This window comes from Enterococcus sp. AAFC-DPL-5182 (assembly GCF_058216605.1).
This window is the reverse complement of record NZ_CM177101.1, coordinates 391,954-416,226: the sequence shown is the minus strand read 5'-3', so window position 1 is coordinate 416,226 and position 24,273 is coordinate 391,954. Positions and strand designations below refer to the sequence as shown.

Below are 24,273 nucleotides of genomic sequence, written 5' to 3'. Positions count from 1 at the left end.
CAAGACATTTAAAACAATTGATAAACGCTGATATATCAACAACAAATCAACCATTCAATTGCATTGAGTGGGAATAAAATGAACAAAATCAAACAAAATATAAAGTAATGAAATGCGCTAAATTGGCTTAAGTATAGCTGAGTTAACATGAGTTGAACTGAGTTAAAATGAGTAGTCGAGTACTAAAAAAAGTACCAAGTAGTCAATTAATAGACTATTTGGTACTTTTTAATTTCTAGCTATTTTGACATGAAAATAAAGCCGGTCTGTGACCGACTTTATTATTTAAATTATTACCAGCCACCTGATTCCAATTCGTTTCCGTTGATATCATTAGTACCAGTTGTATCAAGTTCCCAACCATTAGGGCCGTCAGTACCTGTTGTATCAAGGTCTTGAGAAGGAGGTGTGGGTGTGTTGTTTACAGTATCTTGTGATGCATTATTATTTGATGCACCACCATCTGTCGTGGACGGGGGATAAGTTGGTGCGGATGTCCCATTATCCGCTGGTGGAGTGTAAGCTGGTTCTATTTGTTCTTGATATTGTGGTTGTGCAGGCTGAAATGTTTCCGCTTGAGTCGTGTCTTCATTACTCTCCTGAGTGGCTAAGGTTTCTTTCTTAGTTTTTTCGGTCTGTTCTTTCTCTGTTGACAGTTGCGTCTTAATTTCGTCAAGTTTTTTTTGTGCGGTATCTTTGTCTTTCTTTAAGTAGTCATCTGTTAGTTTGTCAATAAGTTGTTGAGTAGCATCAATGTCCGCTTGAGATTTTGATTTTTCAGTTTTAGATAATTGTTCGTTGACGTTATCAAGCTGGTTTAATAACTCAATCAATTTAGTCAATTTGTCTGTTAATGACTTCTTATCTTCCTTCTGATTATCACTTAAATTAGATATAGCTGTTTCCGCTACTTTGACATTCTCTTCTTTTCTTGTTTGGTATGCTTCCTCTACGGCTGTTTTAGCTTTATCTAAGGCATCTTTATCTTTTTTTTGTTTAGCATCCTGTTCTTCTTGAGCAATGCGTTCTGCTTCAACTTTTTGTTGATGTATGACGCCAAATGAGATGCCAACAATTAGAATGGTAGTAATAGCTGTAATCATTGTCTTCTTTTTTATTTTCATCTATTCACCCTCTTTGTCCTCATTAACATACGTTGCTCCCGAAGGAATAAATCCATTATTAGATTCAAATATCAAAGTCTTTTTATCTTTTGATAGTTTGGCCGTCTCACTTTTACCGTCAATTGTTATCACAACATTATTTTTGGTAATCGCATATGTTCCTTCCAATGAGTAGCTATTTTTATTTCCAACTAAACTTACTTTATCTGCTTCAAATATTAAAGTCTCTTTTGTTTCATTTCCAAATAAATTCTTACCTATTTTGACATAATCTCCATCTAATTTATTTGTTCCACAAGCTGATAAAGTTATCAGACTGAACAGCATCACCATTACTACTACTTTTATTTTCTTTTTCATCTGTTTATTCCCCCTAATTGTGTTATTCCCAAATGTCATTCTTTCCATTATCGACGGTTAATATCCTATTATGTTTAACAGCTTTTCTCCATGTTTTAATCCCGCTAAATGGGGAGATGAAAGCTATCCACACAACAACAATAATATTTTGAACTAATATTTTCCAAACTAAGCTGAAAACTGAACCGAAATGAATAATATTCCTTGAAAATGTATCAATAACTTTGCCTTGATAACTCCAAAACGAATAATGCCAAAATTTCCATGCTACAAGTGAGTAGACAAGTGCAATAAAACTTCCAAAATTAAATAGATAACTTTCATACTCGTAATAAGATGGCTTTAATATAGCTTGAACAATAAAGAATAATAATACACAACTAGTAAACCTTCGTATATTATACTGTTTGCGATATGTAGGATTCAAATGCTCCTTAATTGATACATAAGCAATTTTTATATCATTCTTATCATCATGCACCTTTTCATTTTTTTGATTATTACTCTCATTCTCCATAATTTTATTCTCCTTTTCAACGGTGACTTCAAATGCTTCGATAATAGTAAGATTACCACAAAAATCTATAAAATGGTACCCTCAATGCAATTATTGCATTTTAAACACCCTTAAAGAAGATAGAATACAAGTATTATGAATATGGAATACTTTGGAGATAAACTAAAATCATTAAGAAAATCAAAAAAAATGACGCAAGCTGAACTCGCTAGTAAAATTGGTGTTTCAAAATGGTCTGTAACCTCCTATGAACAAGGACGTACATCACCTAGTGTTGAAGTACTGATTAAGATTTGCGAGACATTAGACACCTCCTCAGACTACATGTTGGGGATTTCTGATACAGTCCCCCATGAAATGACTACCGTTGGACTATCTGACGAAGAGGTTCGCTTGTTGTTACAATTTTTAAATCTAGTTGAGCAAAACCGAACACCAAAAAAATAAAAAGGAGCAACTTAAGGTACTTATCAGTAAAAGTATGCAATCAATTGATTGCATACTTCAGACTGTAGACAAACGCCTAAATTTGGAGTGTTGTTTACAGTTTTTTTGTTTTATACTAATTGTATAAACTATTTTGGGAGTGATTCTAATGATGAAAAAACAATCTGTTGAAGGTAGAAATCAATTTGCTATGTTAACGCTTGATGATCTTGTACCGAAAGATCACCTAGTTCGAAAAATTGATGCCGCGATTCAATTTGATTTTATTTATCCCATTGTAGAATCTACCTATTCGACCTTAGGTCGCCCTAGTATTGACCCGGTGATCTTAATTAAATTAGTTTTTATCCAATATTTATTTGGTATTCGTTCGATGAGACAGACAATTAAAGAAGTCGAAACAAATGTTGCTTATCGTTGGTTTTTAGGCTTTTCTTTTAACGAAAAAGTCCCTCATTTCTCCACATTCGGTAAAAATTATGTCCGAAGATTCAGAGAAACCACTTTGTTTGAAGACATTTTCTCTCATATTCTAGAACAAGCTGTAAAAGCTGGTTTTGTTACGGAAGACAACCTTTATATTGATTCTACTCATATCAAAGCAAATGCCAATAAACATAAATTCACGAAAGAAATGACCTACAGTCAAGCAAAAGCCTATCAAGATGAATTAGAAGATGAAATAAATAAAGAACGTATTGCGACGGGAAAACGCCCTTTTACATGGGACACAGAAAGTGAGTTGAGTCTTCGAAAAATAAGTTATTCAGACCCAGAAAGTGGTTACTATGTTAAAAGCGAACGAGAAAAACAATTTGCTTATTCTGCACACACTTCTTGCGATGACAATGGATTTGTCTTATCTACGCTAGTCACACCAGGAAATGTACATGATAGTCAAGTCGCAATTACTCTGGTTAAACAGTCAAAAAGAGCTTTTCCAAATATAAAACGTGTTGTCGCTGATGCGGGATATAAAAATCCGAAATTTGTTCATTTTCTGACACACTTGAACCTTTATCCAGTTCTTCCCTATACTGCACCTCATGGTGTGAAAGGGATGTTTCGTAAAAATGACTTTGTCTATGATGACTATTTTGATTGTTATTTATGCCCTAATAATCAACCGTTGCTATTTTCAACAATTACTCGTGAGGGCTATAGGACATATAAATCAAATCCAAAATTCTGTATGAGCTGCCCGTTACTTAAAACTTGTACATTGAGCGCAACACATCAAAAAGTTGTGACTCGACATATTTGGGCTGATCTGATGGACGAACTTGAGCACCAGCGCCATACAGCGTTGAATAAAGAAATCTACAAAAAGAGAAAACAAACCATTGAACGAATATTTGCAGATGCAAAAGAGAAGCATGGGATGCGTTGGACGAACTATCGAGGGATTGAAAAAGTCGCCACGCATACGATGCTTACGTTTGCTACCATGAATTTAAAGAAACTGGCTACATGGCTATGGAAAGAAGAAAAGCCTATAGCTTTTCGTTTCAAAATTAAGTATAGGATAGCCAAAAGGAGCTGGTTTAATTACCAACTCCTTTTTGTCTACAGTCTGAAGTATGCAATCAATTGATTGCATACTTTTTATTTAATTAAAGACATCTATTGATAAAATCCAAACTGCTTGTATCTGACAAAGAACTATAGTTTATTTCGCCAACATCATTACAATACATATTTTCATAATCTAATGTTTATCCTCTTGTTCTACAATATTTCTACCTCTAATGTATTAGTTATTCACTTTAAATAGTAAGTAAAACACTTTATCTGCTTTCAATAACTGTACTGATGATTTAGAATAAGAAGTATATATATTACAGGAGGGATCAAATTGATTGAGAAGATTAAATTAATAAACTATAGGAGTTTTGAAAATTTAGAAATCCCATTTAATGGTAGTAGAAATATTTTTGTAGGAGAAAATGGAGTTGGAAAAACTTCTATATTGATGGCTATATCATATGTGCTATCAGGTTCATATTCTGCAATTGAAAAAAAAGGATTCCAATCATTATTTAATTCTGAAACTGTTCAAAGATATCTTGCTGGAGATAAAGAGGTCAAAGAGCTTCCTTGCTTGTATGTTGAAGTTTATTTTTCAAAAGATGTTGAACCCAAAAATTTTAATCTAAATGGCAAAATAAATACTGACAATAAAAAAGCTTCTGGATTGCAGATGAAAATTTCTCCAAATCAAGATTTTTTAGATGAGATAAAACAATCTCTTACCTCATCTGATATCTTCCCTTTTGAATACTATAAACTTGAATTTAATACATTTGCGGGCATTGGCTATAATAGTTATAATAAAAAGCACAAAGTTACCTTTGAGTATATTGACAGCACTTCAATAAACTCAGCCTTTGCTATGAAAAATTATGTCTCAAGATTATATACAAATCAATCAGACAGAACTAAAAGACAAAAAATCAGCTTTGAATTTCGCAAGTTTTCTAATGAATTTTCCGAAAAATTCTATGATGAGTTTCAGCTAGAGGACACTTCTGATTATAAACTTAAAGTTAAATCTTCTTTTGAAGCAGAATTCAATGAAAGAATCACTGCTCACAAAAATACGGTTGATATTTCCGATTTAGGTCATGGAGAAAAGGTACTTTTAGGTATGGAGGCTTCATTAGAATCATCAGAAGACGAAGTACACATTGTGCTGATAGAAGAGCCTGAAAATCATTTAAGCTTCTTAAATATGCACAAATTAATAGAAATGATAGAGATGAACCTAGGCAAACAAACCTTTATTGCAACTCATAGCAATATGATAGCATCAAGGTTGGATTTATCAAATGTTATTTTACTTAGTCAATCTTCGTCACTAAAGCTGAATCAATTAAATCATGATACTGCTAGATTCTTTCAAAAAGCACCAAATACAAATATTCTTGATTTTCTTCTTTCTGCAAAAGCTATTTTGGTTGAAGGTGATGCAGAATACATTTTAATGGAAGAATTCTACGAACAATTAACAACTACTAAACCGTTCCAAAATGATACAGCTCTTATTTCATGTGGTGGAAAAACATTTGAAAGATACTTACAAGTAGCTCAATTATTAAATAAAAAAGTAGCTGTTATAACTGATAATGATGAAGATTATGAAACAAATATCACTATTAAATATTCAGTCTATACTTCGGAAGAAGATATTGAAATTTACTCAGATGACAACAATGAGAATCGAACATTTGAAGTTTGTTTGTACAATAGCAATGTTAAGCTATATGAGGATAACCTAAAAACACCTTATATGAAAAATGGTATGTTGGAGTATATGCTAAATAATAAAGCAGAAGCGGCTTTTCGACTGCTAGAATTTATGAGAGAACCTGAATATAACGGCGAATTTGTAATTCCAAAATATATAAAGGATGCGATAGAATGGATAAGCAAAAGCAAGTAGTTCATGCAGTAGCTGGCTCAGGTAAGACATCCCTTATTATTGATGAACTAACATTAGAAAAAGACATTGCAATCATCACCTATACTATCTCAAACCAAAGCGTTCTAAAAGAAAAAGTTATAAAGAAATTTGGATGTATACCAGATAATATTCATATTTTTGGGTTTTGGCAATTTATTTATAGTTTTTGCTTAGTTCCGTGCTTGCATTGGAAACCTAATGGAATTATTTATGATGAAGAAATAAAAAGAGCTAATAAATTTAGAAACAGAAAATTAGCTTATGGAGTTAAAGGATATATCTTTGAAAATATGATATCTAAATTCTTATTTGATGAAAGTATTCCCTATCTTGAAAGGATTGATGAATTCTTTGATGAGATTTATATTGACGAGATGCAAGACTTTGATTCTTATGACCTTGATTGGCTTCTAAGTTTGGCAAGAACTAAAATTAAAGTTTGGCTAGTAGGAGATTATTATCAACGGACTTATTCAACTAGCAAATCAGGGAATAAAAGCTCAACTGTAATGAAAGATTATTCTTCATATAAAGGTGTTTTTGAAAAAGCTGGTTACCATTTCAATGACACTTTACTGAACAACAGTCGTAGATGCTCTCCTGAGATATGTAGTTTTATTTCTGAAAAAATAGGAATTGCAATTGGCTCTCACAAAGAAAACGGAAATTCAACAATCTCACTTATTCAAGATGAGACAGAAATACTGTCTATATTGGCAGATGACTCAATAAAAAAACTTTTTTTTAAAGAACATTATAAGTATTGTTGTAATTCTATCAATTGGGGTGAATCAAAGGGACAGACATATGAAAATATCTGTGTTGTTTTAAACCCTGAAAGTTTTAAATTATACTCGAAAAATAAACTTATAGAAATGAAACCAACTACAAAATCTAAGTTTTATGTCGCATGTACTCGCTCTTTAGGTAATCTCTACTTTATTGAACAAAAAAATATACCTAAAAATGTTATAGTTTGAAGTTTAACTATTGAAATTAAACAGAACTCTTTAATTTCAAATTTGATTTCTCTCAATTATACAGCGACACTAAACACCTATAAGTATATTGCTTACTTAGATATGCTTATAGGAAGCTATCATTTAAATAAAAATATCCTAGATAGCTAAAAAACTATCTAGGATATTTATGTTTTACCTGTGACTAACTTTTAACAAGTCCTCATATTAAGTCATCTGTTGAATCCCTTGATCTTTTGATAACTCCTCAAGAGCGTCTGCTAGATTAAAGTCTTGCTTCAACTCCTGAATATTACCACCAGTCCCTGTCTTGTCCGTTGTACTTTTAGATAATTCTAGTAAACCCATTTGAAAATTTGTTGCATTAATATCTTCAGTCATAGTACATGACCTCCCATTATTTCAACTTATCTTTATTATAACGATTCAATTTTACCAATTCAAATGTCATGTCGTAGTTTGTAAAACCTTGTTAATTTAACCTTTGGAGACCGTATTGCCTTTTAATTACTTTAATGTAATACTAGTTATAGGAAGTGTTCCATTGTAGCACAAGAGCCGTAACCAAACGGACACCCGCAGCTTCCTATTAATAAAAGCGGCGGGTGCAATAATCTTAAACAGTAACAAGCCCCGTCTTAATAAACGGGGCTTGTTTTTTTTAGTCCCAGCCAACTATTAGGAGGACAAGGTTATGTCAGCAAAACTAATCAACAAAAAAGAAATCAAAAAAATGGGATTCACAGACAGTCAGGTCAATAAAATCTTTAGGGAAGTTAAAGTGATATTGAATGAAGCTGGCTACACAATATATACACAACGAACCAGCCAAATTCCACGAGATTATGTAATGCGCTACTTAGGTGTTGAAGATGGTTAACTGGGGGTGTCGGGGGTAAGACGAAGTCGTCCCCTGACCAAGTAGGCAAAGGTGGACAAAGTCCACCCTTTGCACCTGCTTGCCAACGACAGAGATAAATTAAAGACAAAAACTATATTATGAGGTGTCAGATATGAGTAAGGAAAAACAAGTTAGGAAGGTTCAAGTCTCATTGCCAATTGAACAATATCCAGAGATTGAAGAGCGTTGGACTTCACTTGGATTTAAGAGTGTAGCCGAAGCAGGACGCTTCCTACTTATGGACAAGGTCAATGAATTCTATAAAGATACTAAGAAGTCACAAAGAGCTATCTTGAGATTGGAGAAGCTAAAACAACAAAATAAAACTGACAGCACTTCGACTGCACCCGTGCAGACGAAGCAGTATCAACACAACAGGATGCATCAAAATAAAGAACCAAAAATTGAATATATCGCTAAAGAGTCAGATGAATACACACGATTAATCGAATCGTTTAAGGAACGTAAAGCTAAATTCACAATTCCCAACGATATTAAAGGTATTACACGACAAGTTAATGATAAAGGCACAATAATATATGGGTGGTGGTTAAACGATGGTAGTAAGTAGTATTAAACCAATAAAGAAATCTGTTGGGGCATATCAAAATTATATATTCGGGAAACCTCATAATGATAAAAAGGAACGTAATCTTATCGTTCTTGGTATTGGAAACTGTGAGAATGTGAACCCCAATATTATGAAGGAAGTTCTAAAACTAGAACGAGATGCATTCCCTTCTAAGATACGTAAAAACGACGCTTATACGCTAGTTATAGCATTTAGTGATGAACTAGACCCAAATAACTCAAACGACTGGGAGAAGGCTGGAGAAATCACTAAAGAAATTGTTGAAACAGCTTATCCAAATCGCTCAGCCATGATTGCTGTTCAAAGGGACGGTAAAAGCGGACTATTACACACTCATGTACTTCTGAATAATGTTGACGCTGAGGGGAAAGCTTTAAGAAAGAACGGATGGAAGCACCTGAAAAATACAACAGATACGGTTGCTAAAAAGAATGGACTAGTTCCCTTAACCGAAAAGAAAGATAGCCATAGTAGCTATGACTGGCGAAGGGATCTAGCATCAAAAATTGAGGAGACTCTTGGTGATAAGCAAACCTTATTTAAATTAGGTATTACAAGAAAAGACCGAAAAAGCAAAAAATACCCTCCTGCTGTAGCTTCATTCTCTTTTGTAGATAAAGAGGGAAAGAAAAGAAACATACGAGGACGTCAACTGTCAAACCAACTTGGTCTACCCAATAATAGTTTCGATGTAACTTACTTAAATAATCTGCAACAGCAACAACAAAATGAAATTGAAAGCTTTTCAAAGGCTCTAGATGACTTGAGTTTAAACTGTACAAATACAGCCATTAACGAATTAACTTTATAAACTCAAGTTAAACAATAAATATCCGAGAGGTACTAATTATGAAAAATATTAATCTAACAATCAATGAAGAGTTATACTATTTCGCTCTAAAACATAGCATTGATTTAGAATCAGTTTTACAAGATGCAATTTATGACTACCAAGATGCTATTGAATATGGTTTTGACGTACCACAGAAACATATCAAAGAAGAAACGACACATAATGACTATAGTATTTGGGGAGTTGATATTTCATGGTAATTCATGAAAAACTGCTAATGAAATTATATTTACTACTCCAAAAAACGTTATTTAGGTATGGGGAATCTTCTGGTAAATATAGGAATGTACTACGACCCCTAGTAATAGTAATCAATAATCAAAACAGAGTGGTTATTTCTTATTATCAGCCACTTAAACAGCATAATCAAAGACCACCCCCATAGGAGCAGTAATCAACAATCAAAATATAACAGAAAAGAGATTAATTATGACAGAAGATAATAAGAAAAAAAATACATCAGCAAAACGTACAACCATGTGGGCTTTTCTACTATTTATGGATAGTGCTCCAAAAAACTACAAGATGATTCTAGATTCATTGAATGTTCCATACATGCTTAGCCCTGTACACAATAAAGATATCAAGGCAGATGGCAAACAGACTAAAGAACACATTCATGGTGTCCTTCACTTTGAAACACTAAAGAGTCAAAAACAAGTGGTTGAATTACTTGAGAAATTAGAAACTCCAAAGCATATTGAACCCGTTTTATCGACTAAAGGTATGTATCATTATTTCACACATGCTAATAATAATGAAAAATTCCAATATAGTGAAAAAGATATTGTAGTTGGATGTGGTCTTAATCTTGAACAGTTTTTAAGTAGTATTAATACGGATTCATCATATAATGACATGATTGATATTATTGAAGAACAAAATATCTTAGAGTTCTCTCATTTAGTTGCTTACGCACGTGAAAATAACTATGTGTTACTAGCTACTATTATTCGGAATACTCCATTTTTCTCCAAGTATATAGATTCACGTAGATACAGTTCTAGCTCAGAGAGCAAAACAGATAGAGATTCTGAAACAGAAGTTGAACGAAAAGAAAAACCATCATCTGCTACTTTGGTGGGTACAGATGATAGTCCATTCAATTAGTTACTCATAGCTTAAGAATTAAAAAGCCATCTTATGCTGTGTCTATTATAACATATAAACACAGTTCAGGTGATTCATTCAAAATATTAATGACAAAAAAAGAATATTGCGCTAAAATTGTTGGTGACTGTTCATTGACAATTTAGCGCCTTTCAAACGAGAGGATAAAATATTATGAAAAAATACAAATGTGTCTACACCGATAAAAAGGGACGTATTTACTATAAAGTGACTCTGGGGAAAGATAAGGTCAAAAATAAACCTATCCAAGTTAAATCCTATAAGGACGAGTACGGAAAGTCATTTAAGACATTAGAAGACGCTTATGCGGCAACTCTTATAGTAAAAGCTGAGTTCATCAAAAATCAAAATCAATGTACAGATGAATGCCAGACATTTTCAAATTATATTGATAAAGTTTATAAACCTTATTACTCACGAACAGTACAGGATAGTACCGCTTATAATGCTAAATCTCATTTCAAGTTAATGAAAGATTATTTTAACAACAAGCCACTAAATAAAATCACTCGAATTGACTGTTCAGATTTCTGTTTGTTCTTGCTGGATAAATTCCCTGGAAAAGACCCAAGTCCTACCGCATCTAATTATGCTGGAGCGGTTTGGGTACGTTTCAGAGCTGCATTAACACATGCATTTGACATGAATATTATCCATGTTCAACCCTCTGCTGGTTTACGTTCCCCAGCAAAAGAAAAGATTAAAACACCATACTGGACTTTTGAAGATTTTAAAACAGCGATTACTTCGTTTGATATGTCAGATTTCCATCAACAATGGCATGCAACTATCATTTGGTTGTACTACTTCACAGGAATTCGAGTAAGTGAAGGTACTGCACTTACTTGGAATGATGTTGACCTTGATAAAGCCGAAATCATCATTAATAAGACCTTCTCGCAGGATAGTGATGGAAAGCAGACTCTTCACGAACATACGAAGACAAATGCAGGAATGCGAACAATTGACCTAGATACCCAGACAGTAGAAATTTTACGACGCTGGAAATCAATACAACCTAATGCGTCTGCGAAGGGTTACGTTATTGGTAAGAGTGGAACTGTGGCTGTAAGCAAATCAACAATTTCTAGGCTATTAAAAACTGTTTGTACAAAGAATGACGTTACTAGTATTACAGGGAAAAGCCTGAGAAAATCTCATACTTCATATCTAATCAATGAATTGAACGAATCCAATCAGAAATATGTTCAACAGCGATTAGGTCATGAAAAAATTCAAACTACATTAGATTATTATGCTGCCTTTGATGCAAACGATGATGCACGAAAATTAAAGCGTCATAACATGGATAAACAGCTTAGCGAATCAGGTTTACAGTTATTTGAAAATGACAAAAAATCATTAAAAAGTACTAAAAAAAGTACTATTATCAAATTAGTTGGTTAAGAACACCGTTATAAAGCCATTCTTAGCTAACTTGCTACGATAGAGTGGGAATAATATACAGGTGAATCACTCACAAACCCATTAATTTATAAGGTTTCTGCATCATAGAATTATTCCAAAAGAATAAAATTAAGCAAATTTGGTAGCTTGTGTGACCACGTTTGTAACCAGATTTTCAGCTAACTATAAGATTGTTTTTTTCACTTTAACAATGGAGGTTTTTTCTATGAGTACAGACAGTTTTACTTTCGACATGCAAGATTCACCTTTCGACTCAGAAGAAATTGTTACAAAACAACTAATCAAAGAGGCTTTAGATTATATTTTTGAAGATTATACTTTAGGAAATTTTAATTTTTTTGTTTTAAGCCATCAAGATACTTTTATTCAAGTGATTTTTGAAAATGGACATTGGCATATTGAACTTTCCTTAATTGATGGAGTTATATTAACGAAGAACTCTACAAAAGATACCGAGATTTATTCTCTTTTCTATGATTTTTTTGACTCTAATATAATTGATACATCTTCTTTTCACGAGACACCTTTATAAAAAATATAAGTAAAAATTTGAGTGAATAGAAGTTCAAATGTATTTGTAGCTAAAAAAGTCAGTCAGAAATGGCTGGCTTTTTAACTATACGCAAGAAGGAGGACCCCATGAACCTATTTAACTTTTTTAAGAAAAAAAATCCAGATGAAACAACAAATACAATACAACAAGAATCAGAGGTAACGATTGAGTATAGTGGATTAATCGAAATTACAAAAATTTTAACAGAGAACGATACAGATACCTTAGAGGTTATTAACCTTTTAGTACACAAACCCTCTGAATTTGAAAAGAAATTTGAGGATTGGCTATATGAGTATGATTTTTCACCTGAAATTCAACCAGATATAATTACTGCCTTCATACTTACTGGACACAATGTTGATAGTCCATACGACTTTGGAGGTTATGTAGATTGGAAAGAGGACGGAAATGAAATCATTTGGAGTCTAAAACCTGGGGTTATAAATAAAAAATACCCTATAAACTTAGAAAAAATTAAATTTCTTGATGAAGAATGTGGATCGGATGCAATAGAAATTATTAGTTCTTTTTTAGAGAAAACAGATTATTTACTCGTAATTTGGGATGTCGACGGGGATTGCTACAACCTGTTTATAATACCAAAATCAAAATGGGCACAATTATGTGAACTAGGTGAAAAAATGAAAATAAAATTTTGGCATGTACAATCAGATTTAGAATAAAAGGATTCCAACACAACCTCTTAGCATCTATATGAACAAGAAAATGGGGCCTGTAGCTTAGGCTCTCATTACTTTAAATTTTGAAGAAGTAGAAAACTCACCACAAAGTTAGTAAATCTACTAACTTCTGAAATTGATTGACAAAATTTTCCGTATCTTCAATTTTTAATGGCAATAGAATCATTTATTAGATGATGTTATTTTCTAAGCAGATATAATTTAATAAAACCAATTAAAGCTTAATAATGCAATTAGTTTTCAATTTATTAAAATAACGTGGAGGATACCAATAGAATGTTTAGCTTTTTCAAAAAGAAGAAAATCAATTTAACCACACCCAAAATAAAAATATTTAATTTAGAAATTTCTGCTTCTAGTAGTGCAATACCTAAACAAGATTTGTGTTTACTAAATTGTTTTCTGAACTTCTTCCCATTGAAAAAAATCTATGTTGCTGTATTCAATCCTTTCGAGATAATGTCTTTGCCAATATCTATTGTCAGACATCTTTAAATGAGTGGAAACACTCAAACAAAGATATGGTAGAAGTCACTAAACTTCTATCAGTTCATGATTCTCCAGAAGATGTTTTAAATCTATTAGACATTTCAGATGATGATTATTCTAACTATTTCAATGAAAAATTAATTACTACAAAGACAAGTGATTTCATTAATAATAATAAAAGAGCTTTTCAAACAAAATGCACCACTGAATACAAAATATACATTGACAAAAATAGTGATGTAAATTACTTCAAAATTGTTTGGGGTCGACCTAACTATATGAATTTTATGTCAGAGAATTGGAGTTAGCCTCTTCCTATAATTAAGACTTCTTCCATTCTGGAACAGTTTAAAAAGAATTGAAATACATTTTATTTCATCTATCATAGAGAGGTGGGGATAAATTTTGTTATCTTATAAGGGGGAATATTATGAACAAGTTGGAGTCGATATTTATAAAATATTTTGACGATAAAGTTGTTAATCGTTTTTTTCAAACAAAACAACAATGTATAAATTTAGAAACAAAAAAAAGTAAAACAAGTTTGATTGATAGCAAAATTGGTGGCTATGGTTACTTTCCTAAACAGACGAATTATCCAATAAATGACAAAGGGCAACCTTTGTCATTATTAGCACAAATAAATTTCAGTGAGATGCCTGTAATTGAAGATTTTCCTGACAATGGAATTTTGTCTTTTTATGTAGATTATTTTGATAAATTAGTTGGACTAGATTTCGATAAACCAACTGATCAAAAAGGATTTAAAGTTTTTTATTTCCCGAAAATAGATTTGGAATGTTACAGAATTGAAGAACTTAAAAATCTATTCAATGATTATAAAGATGATGAAATGAATTCTGTTGTTGAAAATGAGATGTTACTGATTGGCTATTTATCAGAGAGCATTGTTCTTTCTGATACAGTAGAGTTTACTAAATTGATGAATGAATCATATTACGAATTTTATAAAAATATCCTTAGTGAAGACGCATTTGATAATTTTGAAAATGAAGTTATTGAATATATAGGTGGAACTAAAATTGGAGGCTATCCATTTTTTATACAAAACGATCCTAGAAAATATGAAGATGATATGAAAGAACAATATGATACATTATTATTTCAATTAGACTCTGAAGATAATAATGTAATTTGGGGAGAGTATGGAGTCGGAAATTTTTTTATTAATAGAATCAATTTGAAAAATAAAGACTTTAGTAGTGTATTATTTAATTGGGACTGTTAGTAATTTTGCTGATAGTAATATTAAGTTAAACAACAAAAAAGTTATTTATATGATATTCAAAATAGTTCCACTCAAAGAATTATATTCAAATCCACCACGTTTGTAACCACGAAATCAGTCAGAAATGGCTGGCTTTTTTATTTCACTTCTTCTAAAAATAAAATAGATAATTTACCTCTTTTGGGGAAACCGGAAGTTCTAATTCAATTCTAAATTCGTTGTGGCCTTAGACACCGACTAAATAGAAAGAAAAGCGACTTACTCTTTATTGAGCACGTCGCTTATTTTTATACATTGAATTAACAAATTTTCTTTTTCTTTAGGAGAAAGTTTATCTACCTTCTCTAAAGTATCTTTATCTTCCCTGTTAAATTCAAAAAATTCTTGGTATGAAATACCCAAACCTTTTATCAAACTATCTAATGAGGGAACTGAAAGACTAAAGCGACCATTTTCTAATTTATTCACATAATGCCTATCTAGTCCTGCTTTTAAAGACAACTTTTCTTGACTTATTTTCAATCTAGTTCTAATTTCTTTCAAACGGTTTACTAAAATTTGATTTAAATCATTCATTGAAGAACCCACCTTTCATTATAATGCTACAAAGTTACTCAAAAGATAGATACCTCGAATAAATGAATATAAACATAGCATTATAATGAACTATTTGATAAAATATACTAGTATCAACAATAAAAAGGAGGAATTTAGAATGAAAAAGAATTTCATATTTTTAGGCGTACTCTGTTTAACACTGCTAATTTTTGCTGGTTGTAAAAAAAACGAATTAAATGGTACTTACTATGGTATTAGCCAAGACAATGGTTATGGGGAAATGATTATTAAACTCAAGATTAATGGAGAACAAAATAATCTTTCTTCCAACAACGATAAAGATTTGAGACCTCATGCGGAGGCACGATTTACCGATAATTCTGGTGAAGTAAAATATGGAATGATACCTACATTTACCTTTATGAAGAATAAGGAAGGAAAACTCCACTATGGTGGTGTAAATGGGGCTTATACATTTGAAAAAGAAGATGGCACAATAACCGTCGAAACTGGAAGCACAAAAATTGTATATTATGAAGAATCATCTGAAAGAGGCAAGGAATTAAAAGAAACATACAATGAACTAAGATAAATTATTGGAGGTATTTTAAAAATGAAGAAAATTATTATATCATTTGTTCTAGTAGTTATCTTGACTGGTTGTGGACAAAAACAAGTGACTGAAACAAAAAATAATACTGCTAGTAGTGAAATTAAGTCTAAGACTACAACGAAAAGCTCTGCTAAAGAAAGTCAATCAACAGACGAGTCAATTACAGAAGCGTCCAAAAAGAGCCAATTCACTAAACAAGAACAATCAGCTATTGATGCTGCTAACTTAATTGCAAATGACTTCAGCTCTAAAATTGCTGGTAAGTGGTCTGGTAGTATAAGAGTGTTTCAAATGATTGGTTCCAGACCTAGTGATGAGTTTACCTTTACATTGAATTTTAGTGATGGTAGTTTGGATATGACTGAAAAGAGTGATAGCTCTGATTTCCCTACGGATATTGTTTATGATTATCAATATAAAGTAGATGTAAATGCATTAGCTTCTACTTTACTCAGCTATACGGACGATTTTAGTGACATTTCAGATTATGAATCATTGGTGGCTAATTATTCTAAGTATAGTTCTACTATTGGATATCTTCCTATAATTTTTACTGGCTCAAATTCTGGGGTTTATGATGGTAAATCAGTTACAAACTCAAATGTAAGTTATGAGCTAAATCTTGCTTATAAAGACCTATCACTAGTCCCATTATCTGTTGAAGGCTTATTTAACGTTGATACGCCTAGTAAGTTTACTAGAAATTAATTTTTACATTTTAATCACCAAATAAAAATATGTTAGCACAAAAAAGGCAGTCGAAAATTCTCGGTTGCCTTTTTTATTTTAGCTACCAAACCTAGGTGAAACTAAAACGTAATCTAAAATTAATCAAAAACCTCTATTAAGCTACTTGACGTAATAAAAATGATATAAATAAGATTTCGATGAGAAATAAAATTAAGCTCTTTTTTTCTTGCCATAACAGGATTTCTCAGCTTTTTTCCAACCTCTATATCTCATTTTGAATCCATTGTATACTAATTAACGTCGACAAAGCAGTTCTACTTTCAAATTTTCACAAAGCCTTTTGCAAAAGGAATAATAAAAAAGGAGGACTACATTACTGCATTTTCAAATAATCAGGAAAGGAGAGATGTTCCAATGAATATATTAAAAAAATGCTTCACTTGTACACTTTTGATTCTCGGTAATTTCTTAGAATTAAAACTCATTAACTTTAAAACTTAGGAATGCAATACTCACTAATTCATAAAAATAACGAATTTCCAAAAAAAAACCTATTTTAGCATTTTCAAATATTTCACTTATTGTAACAATCCATTTTCTAATTAATCACATGAAAAATTCTCGAAAGAAGTATCTGGTTTTTAAACAAAAAAAGTCCTCTAAAAAACAGATTACACATTTCATAAAATTAAATGATTGTTTCATGAATGTTACACCGCTGATTTCTCGCTATATAGCATAATGTATACAAATAAAATAACATAAAATTCAGCAACCTGTTCGTTTCAAAAGTATCCATATATAATTAATTCAAGAGGTATTCCAAAAGAATATCTCAACAAAAATATATTTTCTAATGAGAGATTTTTTATGAGTAATATAACAAGCAAGTCTCAAAGTATTTTAGAATCATACATTAACCAATTAAAATTGGATGTAACACAAACAATTGATGGAACATCTATCAGTACTCCAAATGATATCTTATTTGTAAAACTGAGAATCCCTAATAGGTTTGAAAAAGTTGGTGACAATTTTGTTGAAACGAATATTCCAAAACATATTGAAATCACTGGTGTCGATGCTACGGTTGCTAGGCTATTAACAGAGTTGAAGCAACCCGTATCTTCCCTACAGCCTTTAGTCATCTTAGTAGACCCCACACCAGAAAACCTTGAGGTAGCAAAACGTTGCGAACCTGAAATGATTCTTAAAGTTTCCGATTACTATGGAACGGCCAAAATTGTAAAACGTGGACAATACTCAAATCTAGACTTTGATTTAAGAGCTACCAAAATGGAGATAGCTCATCAGACACAAAGTACTACCAAGGAGAAATAGCAAAATGAAAATAATCAGTTCGGCTCAAGCAGAAGTTTCAACTATTTCATATCGAGTAAATCATATATTTGACGAATATCTTAGTAATATTCGTCAAATAATCAAGACAGAGGAGTTGGTATCCAATGCGAAAAATGAGCATAACTATGCTGAACTTCAGACTCGAATAGAAATTCTGAGCAAAGCCTGCAATGCTCAAATTTTGGAAATCACAACTATTAAATTACCCTAAAATGGAGGTCTAATAGATGGATACACCTCATAGCGAACAATACAATACTTCTCACGATATATACATTGGAGAACACGGAATTTCAATAGTTAGCCATATAAACGATAATTTACTATTCATACTCGAAAATAGTGATTATGGTAAAAAAATAGAAATGGAGATGGAAAATATGAATGGTGATGAGAAAGAAATACAAAACGAACTTAAACAATCTTATAGCAAACGATACAATTCTTTTCATAATGCATCTGGTGAGTTTATATCAGATATAGCTATCAGTGATATCTACGTTGGGAAGCAAGACATTTCAATAGTTTCTCGCATAAGCAAAGATGATTTACTGCTCATACTGGAATGTAGAAATTATAATAAAAAGATGGAAAAGGAGAGTAAGGAAAATGAATAAGAAACTTGTTGATGCACTTCGTACATTGCTACACACTCATTTCAATCATTTGGATGAGGAATACATTTACCTCCAATCATTAGGTCTTCACGATGATTTTGATTCTGCTGATGAAGAAATGCAATTTTTACTATTCCAATACAAAGAGATGCGCAAGTTAAGAAACGAATTTTATAAAAATTATGGTCATGATTAAGCAATACATTTTTTCAAGCTAATCTGTAGAGAAGTTCCTTGAAAATTCTATTTATCTTAAAATTCATTAATTCTTCGTGGCTCTTAGCCACGAAGGGCTATGTTTGAAACCATTGAAAGGAGCCTACCGATAGTCATTAACCGAGGAAATTGGTTTGACATTACAGTCACTAGAAGCTCAGCCACCATCAAAGTGAGGCCTTGGCCTCCGTGATGGAACTGGCAAGCTTTGTAGTGACTGTTGTCAAATTCACTAGTGAAAAGAATCCGAGGTGGATGCTAAGAGGTTATGGCTACTGGAAATGCGTTGAAAATTATAGCCAGCTTAGTAGATAGAAACAGGCGTAAGCAATCAATGCTTTAATTAGAAAGATAAACAGGCTCTTCAACTATACATTTTCACAAGATACGAGAATGAAAACTTTATTTTTTAAAATCCTGTTCCAAAATTTATAAAAACATTGGATTATCAGGCAACAGAGCTTGTTATTGTTGCCAATAATTACTGTTCCATAAATAGATAAAAAGCAGTGAAAAAACAAATAATACTTGAAATTAAACAAAAAAGATTCTGGAACAGAAAAATTCCACTTCTGTTCCATTGAGGAGGAATAAAACATGATACAAAATCCGTTGGAACAAATCAAAAGTAGGACAATCATGTATACGAATCAGGTTGATAGGCTAGAATCTTTAGGACTTCCTACAACATGTGATGAATTACTAGTATATTTTCAAACCTTATTTACACCTGTAGAGAGTATAGCCATAATTTTGCATGATAAAGACATAAGTCCAGATGGCTCAACTGCCGAACCACACTTTCATATTGCAATGAAATTTGAGAACCCTCGTTCTCTTATGGCACTATCTAATAAACTTAGTGACCGCCCTCAAAACTTTACTGTATTTAATAAAAAAGGTAGAAACAATTATAACAATATGATGTCTTACCTTACTCATCGTACAACAGAGTCACAAGCAAAATATCAATATTCTCCACATGATGTGAAAGCCAATTTCAATTATCCAGAATGGTTGGAATTGATTGGAGGCTCTATCACTATTGCTCGTAAAGTTGAAATCAATACTTTGTTAGAAGAATTTGGTCATGAAAAAATCAGTTTAAAACAGCTAAGAGCTTTATTGACTCCTTTAGAATATGCAAAAAACAGCAGTATCATTAAACATATCCAAGCTTTAATTGCCGAAAATCGTTATGAACAATTTAAAGAAGAAATGATCCAGCAACACAAGCAAATAGAAACCTTTTATCTCTATGGCACTACTGGAACTGGTAAGACAAGATTTGCAAAAGAAAAATTCTCTAGTGATTGCTTTATTACTGGCTCAAATCGTGATATGTTCGCTAACTACGATGGCGAAAAAACGGTGATACTAGATGAAATTCGTCCAGATACAATTACTTACAATGAGCTTCTTAAGCTCCTTGACCCTTTCAATTTTAATAATGTTGTTGGTAGTCGCTATTATGATAAGAAGTTGGTTGCCGAACGATTAATTATTACCACACCATATCCGCCTCATCTTTTCTACCAAAAAATCAAACATCCAGAGGGAGTATTGGAAGTCGAAAAAGATGGTCCCAATCGAGTTTTGGATGCAACTTTTAATGACCCAGATAAAGCCGAACAGCTTTTTCGCCGAATTAATGTATTAGAATTTGAAAAAGAGTACATTACCCCAATGTACTTTAATCCAGATACACTTAAATTTGAACCACTTTCTAACCAAAAATTTGTAAATAAATGGTCTCAAGAAGGTAGCACGTTCAAATCAAAAGAAGATTTTACTCAATCAATAAATGCCCTGTTTGGAGATGATAAGAATGTCGTCTAATTTATGGAAAAATGTTTCAAAAGAAATTACTCGAAGAGAGCAGAAACACTCATTATCTGCTCTCTCAATTAGTTCAGAGTTCCAAGAATTATTTGAATTAAGTCCGTCCACTCTTCTTGATTTTCAGCAAGTGAAAAAATGGAGACAGAAGAAGTTTCCTCGCAAGAAAGGATTTCCAACAGAAAAAAATTATGAGACTCACCAACAATTCTATGAACGCTACAAAAAGGAATTTCAAACAATCATTGACCCTCATCTCTCGCTTGATAAAATGCCTTAAAGGAGCTGATTATTATGACAAAGAAAAAAATTGACAGAACAACAGGCTATAACGGCATCTATTTATATGACCCGTCTGCTACACCAAAAAGATATTTTATTCATTTCAGATTTGGGAAGAATATGAACACAGGCAAGTCAATTGTCATTAAACGTATGGTTGGAAAAGACAAAAAACCTATTTACTCACTCAAAGAAGCTCAGCAATTTCTCAAAGAGCTGAAAGAAGAAGCCGAAAAAGATGTAAAGCTTAACTATGACAACCACATGCTATTTTCTGAATTTATGAACCGAGTCTATATCCCTTCTTATAAAACTGATGTTGAATCCAGTACTTTTTTACGCGCCGAAGGAACTCTCGAAAAAATACGAGATAGATTCGGACATAAGGCACTGAAAGATATTAGCGCTCTTGACGTACAAGAATATCGCACTTGGTTACTGACACCAAAAGAAGATAATGGAGCAGGTCTAGCTCAAAGCACTGCCGCTCTGACTTTTGGAATGTTTCGGAAAACCTTAGACCGAGCTGTTGAATTAGATTATTTAGAATCTAATGTATCAAAGAAAATGAAAGCTATTCCAAAAGGGAAAGCTTCTGTTCCTTTCTGGACGAAAGAGGAATTTGAAAAGGTCATTTCTCAAATTTGTATTGATGATTACTATCAACACTTGAATTTCATTATGTTATGGACCTACTTTACAACTGGTGTTCGAGTAAATGAAGCTTGCGCACTCTATTGGTCTGATATTGATTTTGAAAAGAGAACACTGAGTATTCAACATATGCTTGAAATCAAAAATAAAGATATTTGGGTTAGAAAAGATTATACAAAAACAGAAAGTGGAAAGCGAATTATTTCGTTAGATGATGATACACTTCAAATTCTGAAAGATTGGAAGATACGACAATCAAAACAATGTACCTCTAAATTCATTTTCAGCTATGATGGAAAGCCAATGCAGAAGTCAACAATTGCTCGAATTATTGAGCGTTATTCAAGACTGGCTGGAGTTCATAGAATTCAAGCAAAGGGTTTAAGACACTCTCATGCCTCGTATTTAATCAATGAATTTAATGTGGATATTCTTATGTTAAGTAAAAGATTAGGTCACTCAGGACCTGAGATTACCCTGAGACATTATTCTCATTATTATCCTAACCGTGATGAAATAATTGCGGAGAATATTACAGGAAATATCAAAATACAAACTTCTACAGAGAATCATGTTAAGTTTAATGGGAACCAAAACTTAAGAGGTTCTGTTAAATAGTCACTTAGATTTATGTATACAAATAAGAAGACTTAACGATATTTTTATCACTAAGTCTTCCTTCTTTTTAAAAAAGTGACGTCTGAATGTTATTCTTTTCGAAATCTCCCAATGAGCTCCCATAAACTATTTTTAAAAAAGATTCTTTACTTACTAAAGCTTCCTGTAACAAATTGCGTCTAGCCAGAGAAATGAAAATAGAGCATGCTTCTGCTTGAGAATTAACACTTTTATTTTTTGAAAAAGCAATATCTGTAAATGCATCATATTTCATTAAGTCATTCTGTAATTTTTTATTTTCATTTAAAGTGTTTATATATAACCAGTTATAAAAAAAAGTTTTAGGATTTAATGGAAATACATTTCCAAAACAATTAAATTCTATTAATGTATCTTTTTTATGGATTTCACTGATATACTTTTTTATTTCTCTCGGAGGAAGCATTATAGTTTCTTCCTGAGTTCCATTGTGTTTAAATACTTTACTTGACTGAAAAGCTTGTTCAACACTAATAGTAATTCCTTTTTTTGTCTTTAAACTTAGATTAAAGGCGCTAAGACTTACTCCTAAATCATCTCTTGAATAGCTAGAAACTTCTAAAATTTTATATCCTGGAAATGTCTTAATATAATTTTCATGTAAACTAGCAATTGATTTTTGCTTTTGTATTTTTGCAAATCCAGGAAACCATTCAAATGTTACATCAATATTTTTATAAAATAAGGTTTCTTTGTCAACAAAAAAAACAGTTCTTGAAGCCATGATACATCTCCTTTATAATGTATTTAAAGATTAATTAAGTATATCATGAAATGGCGGTGTATCTAATGCTTTCACCTTCTGTATTATCTTATATAGAGAATGATATTAATGTTAGAAACATTAATAAAATTTTGCATTTTACAAACGAGAAGAATTTAAATAGTATTTTAGAAAATGGTTTAAAGTCTATAAATCTGTTACGGTCAGAGAAAAAAGAATATTTTTTTAATGATTCTTATAGATACGACAACAGACACGATTATATCTCTTTATCTATTTCATTTCCAAATAATAAAATGTTTTATAAGTGTAGATGTGAAAATCCAAACGACCAATTTGTTGTACTTGAGATATCGCCTGATGTTATATTATCAAAAAATTGCTTGTTTTTCTATACAAATGCGGCTTGTTCAGAATTTTATGGTCAAAATGAACGCCTATATCAAACCAAAGATGCTTGGGATTCATTATTTTCAAGCCAAAATAGAAAAGCTATTTTACCTGACAACTATACAACAGATGTCCAAGCAGAATTAATGATAAAAGATATAATTGAAACAAAATTCATTCAAAAAATACATTTTTCCAGAATTAAAGACCGAGATTTACCAATTAATATAGGGTATGAGAACTATTCATATATGTTTTCATATAGGAAAGAAGACTTCATATAATTGTTTGATGATTTAGAACTAACAAATCTGACAATTATTTTTAAGTATAACTACTTGCATTCTTATTTTTTAGCAACGGTAGCACTCTGTGTAACCTACACTATGAAACATAATTCAGCTTAAATTATTTTGTAACAACAGTTTAAACAGATATACTAAGCTGTATTTATACACGTTAAAATTATATTGTAACTCTGAGTGTGACCAAATAAAATATGATGCATACTCATGCCAATACTCGCTTGCATTTAAGCCCTAGCGGATTGGTTAGAGTGGGAATAAAGAGCCAACATAATAAGGATGGGGAATGCCGATAAATCAACGTTTTTCAACTTATGAAATGCTTGATTTTCATTAAAAATGATATGGTTCCCTACCATTTTCCCTACCAAAAAGACCTCTGACTATCCTTGTGATAATTAGAGGTTTTTCCTTTATTTATTTTTGTCTAATTCATTCCGTATTGGAATTATAAATCATTTAACGATTTTATATAATTTCAATTTATCTTTGCTAAAAGATAAAAATAATTCTGTGCTTTTAAATCAATAACAATGGATCTTGGATATGGTTGTTTTATTTTCCATTGGATTACA

Annotated in this window: 28 protein-coding genes and 1 pseudogene; 23 read left to right on the top strand and 6 right to left on the bottom strand. The window is 31.8% G+C overall.

All coding sequences use genetic code 11. The features are described from left to right. Positions 1–293 precede the first annotated feature (293 nt). The 3 genes from AC4BB7_RS01945 to AC4BB7_RS01935 are packed head-to-tail and all read right to left on the bottom strand — an operon-like array spanning position 294 to position 2,001. Positions 294–1,124, bottom strand: a complete 831-nt coding sequence (locus AC4BB7_RS01945) for a hypothetical protein (RefSeq protein WP_490484241.1) — start codon at positions 1,122–1,124, stop codon at positions 294–296. Next, the gene (locus AC4BB7_RS01940) at positions 1,125–1,484 is read right to left on the bottom strand and encodes a hypothetical protein (protein WP_490484240.1); all 360 of its coding nucleotides are present in this window, start codon (positions 1,482–1,484) and stop codon (positions 1,125–1,127) included. 22 nt (positions 1,485–1,506) lie between these two features. Further along, entirely contained in the window at positions 1,507–2,001 is a 495-nt protein-coding gene (locus tag AC4BB7_RS01935) for a hypothetical protein (protein ID WP_490484239.1), read from the bottom strand. A 135-nt stretch (positions 2,002–2,136) separates the two neighbouring features. Here AC4BB7_RS01935 and AC4BB7_RS01930 point away from each other — a divergent pair, with 135 nt between their 5' ends. The 4 genes and pseudogenes from AC4BB7_RS01930 to AC4BB7_RS01915 all read left to right on the top strand — a co-directional run bounded on the left by AC4BB7_RS01930 (position 2,137) and on the right by AC4BB7_RS01915 (position 6,891). Continuing rightward, complete coding sequence (locus AC4BB7_RS01930; RefSeq protein ID WP_490484238.1) at positions 2,137–2,448, top strand: helix-turn-helix domain-containing protein; 312 nt, start codon at positions 2,137–2,139, stop codon at positions 2,446–2,448. A 148-nt stretch (positions 2,449–2,596) separates the two neighbouring features. Further along, a pseudogene (locus AC4BB7_RS01925) lies at positions 2,597–4,025 on the top strand (IS1182 family transposase). A gap of 278 nt (positions 4,026–4,303) precedes the next feature. Further along, on the top strand, positions 4,304–5,890 hold the full coding sequence (locus AC4BB7_RS01920; protein ID WP_490484237.1) for an ATP-dependent nuclease: 1,587 nt from the start codon (positions 4,304–4,306) through the stop codon (positions 5,888–5,890). After that, positions 5,869–6,891 carry a UvrD-helicase domain-containing protein gene (locus tag AC4BB7_RS01915; protein WP_490484236.1) on the top strand — a complete coding sequence of 341 codons (1,023 nt, stop codon included), beginning with the start codon at positions 5,869–5,871 and terminating at the stop codon, positions 6,889–6,891. The genes AC4BB7_RS01920 and AC4BB7_RS01915 overlap by 22 nt, the downstream gene beginning before the upstream one ends. Before the next feature lie 207 nt (positions 6,892–7,098). Here the strand turns inward: AC4BB7_RS01915 and AC4BB7_RS01910 are convergent, their stop codons facing one another. Then, a complete protein-coding gene (locus tag AC4BB7_RS01910; protein WP_490484235.1) occupies positions 7,099–7,272 on the bottom strand; it encodes a hypothetical protein in 174 nt (57 codons plus the stop codon). 313 nt (positions 7,273–7,585) lie between these two features. Here AC4BB7_RS01910 and AC4BB7_RS01905 point away from each other — a divergent pair, with 313 nt between their 5' ends. The 9 genes from AC4BB7_RS01905 to AC4BB7_RS01865 all read left to right on the top strand — a co-directional run bounded on the left by AC4BB7_RS01905 (position 7,586) and on the right by AC4BB7_RS01865 (position 14,791). After that, positions 7,586–7,771, top strand: a complete 186-nt coding sequence (locus AC4BB7_RS01905) for a DUF3173 family protein (RefSeq protein ID WP_185561232.1) — start codon at positions 7,586–7,588, stop codon at positions 7,769–7,771. 133 nt (positions 7,772–7,904) lie between these two features. Further along, on the top strand, positions 7,905–8,363 hold the full coding sequence (locus AC4BB7_RS01900; RefSeq protein WP_490484234.1) for a hypothetical protein: 459 nt from the start codon (positions 7,905–7,907) through the stop codon (positions 8,361–8,363). Then, positions 8,350–9,195, top strand: a complete 846-nt coding sequence (locus tag AC4BB7_RS01895; RefSeq protein WP_490484233.1) for a relaxase/mobilization nuclease domain-containing protein — start codon at positions 8,350–8,352, stop codon at positions 9,193–9,195. Before AC4BB7_RS01900 ends, AC4BB7_RS01895 begins: the two co-directional genes overlap by 14 nt. 38 nt (positions 9,196–9,233) lie before the next feature. Further along, entirely contained in the window at positions 9,234–9,437 is a 204-nt protein-coding gene (locus AC4BB7_RS01890) for a hypothetical protein (protein WP_490484232.1), read from the top strand. A gap of 229 nt (positions 9,438–9,666) precedes the next feature. Then, positions 9,667–10,347, top strand: a complete 681-nt coding sequence (locus AC4BB7_RS01885) for a replication protein (RefSeq protein WP_490484231.1) — start codon at positions 9,667–9,669, stop codon at positions 10,345–10,347. A gap of 174 nt (positions 10,348–10,521) precedes the next feature. Beyond that, the gene (locus tag AC4BB7_RS01880) at positions 10,522–11,775 is read left to right on the top strand and encodes a tyrosine-type recombinase/integrase (RefSeq protein WP_490484230.1); all 1,254 of its coding nucleotides are present in this window, start codon (positions 10,522–10,524) and stop codon (positions 11,773–11,775) included. A gap of 226 nt (positions 11,776–12,001) precedes the next feature. Continuing rightward, entirely contained in the window at positions 12,002–12,328 is a 327-nt protein-coding gene (locus AC4BB7_RS01875) for a hypothetical protein (protein WP_490484229.1), read from the top strand. Between the two features lie 107 nt (positions 12,329–12,435). After that, complete coding sequence (locus AC4BB7_RS01870; RefSeq protein ID WP_490484228.1) at positions 12,436–13,035, top strand: DUF6630 family protein; 600 nt, start codon at positions 12,436–12,438, stop codon at positions 13,033–13,035. A 937-nt stretch (positions 13,036–13,972) separates the two neighbouring features. Further along, positions 13,973–14,791 (top strand): YwqG family protein, encoded by an 819-nt coding sequence (locus AC4BB7_RS01865; RefSeq protein WP_490484227.1) that lies wholly within the window; start codon positions 13,973–13,975, stop codon positions 14,789–14,791. Positions 14,792–15,049: 258 nt separating this feature from the next. Here the strand turns inward: AC4BB7_RS01865 and AC4BB7_RS01860 are convergent, their stop codons facing one another. Further along, positions 15,050–15,367, bottom strand: coding sequence for a helix-turn-helix domain-containing protein (locus AC4BB7_RS01860; protein ID WP_490484226.1), 318 nt, complete (start codon positions 15,365–15,367; stop codon positions 15,050–15,052). A 139-nt stretch (positions 15,368–15,506) separates the two neighbouring features. Here AC4BB7_RS01860 and AC4BB7_RS01855 point away from each other — a divergent pair, with 139 nt between their 5' ends. The 9 genes from AC4BB7_RS01855 (at position 15,507) to AC4BB7_RS01815 (ending at position 22,240) form a co-directional block, all read left to right on the top strand. Next, positions 15,507–15,941, top strand: coding sequence for a hypothetical protein (locus AC4BB7_RS01855; RefSeq protein WP_490484225.1), 435 nt, complete (start codon positions 15,507–15,509; stop codon positions 15,939–15,941). Positions 15,942–15,962: 21 nt separating this feature from the next. Continuing rightward, on the top strand, positions 15,963–16,670 hold the full coding sequence (locus AC4BB7_RS01850; protein ID WP_490484224.1) for a hypothetical protein: 708 nt from the start codon (positions 15,963–15,965) through the stop codon (positions 16,668–16,670). An 852-nt stretch (positions 16,671–17,522) separates the two neighbouring features. Next, complete coding sequence (locus AC4BB7_RS01845) at positions 17,523–17,993, top strand: hypothetical protein (protein ID WP_202472993.1); 471 nt, start codon at positions 17,523–17,525, stop codon at positions 17,991–17,993. Positions 17,994–17,997: 4 nt separating this feature from the next. Next, entirely contained in the window at positions 17,998–18,225 is a 228-nt protein-coding gene (locus tag AC4BB7_RS01840; RefSeq protein ID WP_490484223.1) for a hypothetical protein, read from the top strand. A 16-nt stretch (positions 18,226–18,241) separates the two neighbouring features. Continuing rightward, complete coding sequence (locus AC4BB7_RS01835; RefSeq protein WP_490484222.1) at positions 18,242–18,631, top strand: hypothetical protein; 390 nt, start codon at positions 18,242–18,244, stop codon at positions 18,629–18,631. Beyond that, positions 18,624–18,827: a hypothetical protein gene (locus tag AC4BB7_RS01830; RefSeq protein ID WP_202472990.1), complete on the top strand. Its 204-nt coding sequence runs from the start codon at positions 18,624–18,626 to the stop codon at positions 18,825–18,827. Before AC4BB7_RS01835 ends, AC4BB7_RS01830 begins: the two co-directional genes overlap by 8 nt. Before the next feature lie 617 nt (positions 18,828–19,444). Next, positions 19,445–20,686, top strand: coding sequence for a Rep family protein (locus AC4BB7_RS01825; protein ID WP_490484221.1), 1,242 nt, complete (start codon positions 19,445–19,447; stop codon positions 20,684–20,686). Continuing rightward, a complete protein-coding gene (locus AC4BB7_RS01820; RefSeq protein WP_490484220.1) occupies positions 20,676–20,966 on the top strand; it encodes a hypothetical protein in 291 nt (96 codons plus the stop codon). The genes AC4BB7_RS01825 and AC4BB7_RS01820 overlap by 11 nt, the downstream gene beginning before the upstream one ends. 14 nt (positions 20,967–20,980) lie before the next feature. Further along, entirely contained in the window at positions 20,981–22,240 is a 1,260-nt protein-coding gene (locus tag AC4BB7_RS01815; RefSeq protein ID WP_490484219.1) for a tyrosine-type recombinase/integrase, read from the top strand. A 67-nt stretch (positions 22,241–22,307) separates the two neighbouring features. On the opposite strand, the gene AC4BB7_RS01810 is transcribed toward AC4BB7_RS01815, so the two are convergent. Further along, the gene (locus AC4BB7_RS01810) at positions 22,308–23,003 is read right to left on the bottom strand and encodes a DarT1-associated NADAR antitoxin family protein (RefSeq protein ID WP_490484218.1); all 696 of its coding nucleotides are present in this window, start codon (positions 23,001–23,003) and stop codon (positions 22,308–22,310) included. A 65-nt stretch (positions 23,004–23,068) separates the two neighbouring features. Between AC4BB7_RS01810 and AC4BB7_RS01805 the strand changes: the two genes are divergently transcribed. Then, positions 23,069–23,677, top strand: coding sequence for a DarT ssDNA thymidine ADP-ribosyltransferase family protein (locus AC4BB7_RS01805; protein WP_490484217.1), 609 nt, complete (start codon positions 23,069–23,071; stop codon positions 23,675–23,677). The last annotated feature ends 596 nt before the right edge of the window (positions 23,678–24,273 follow it).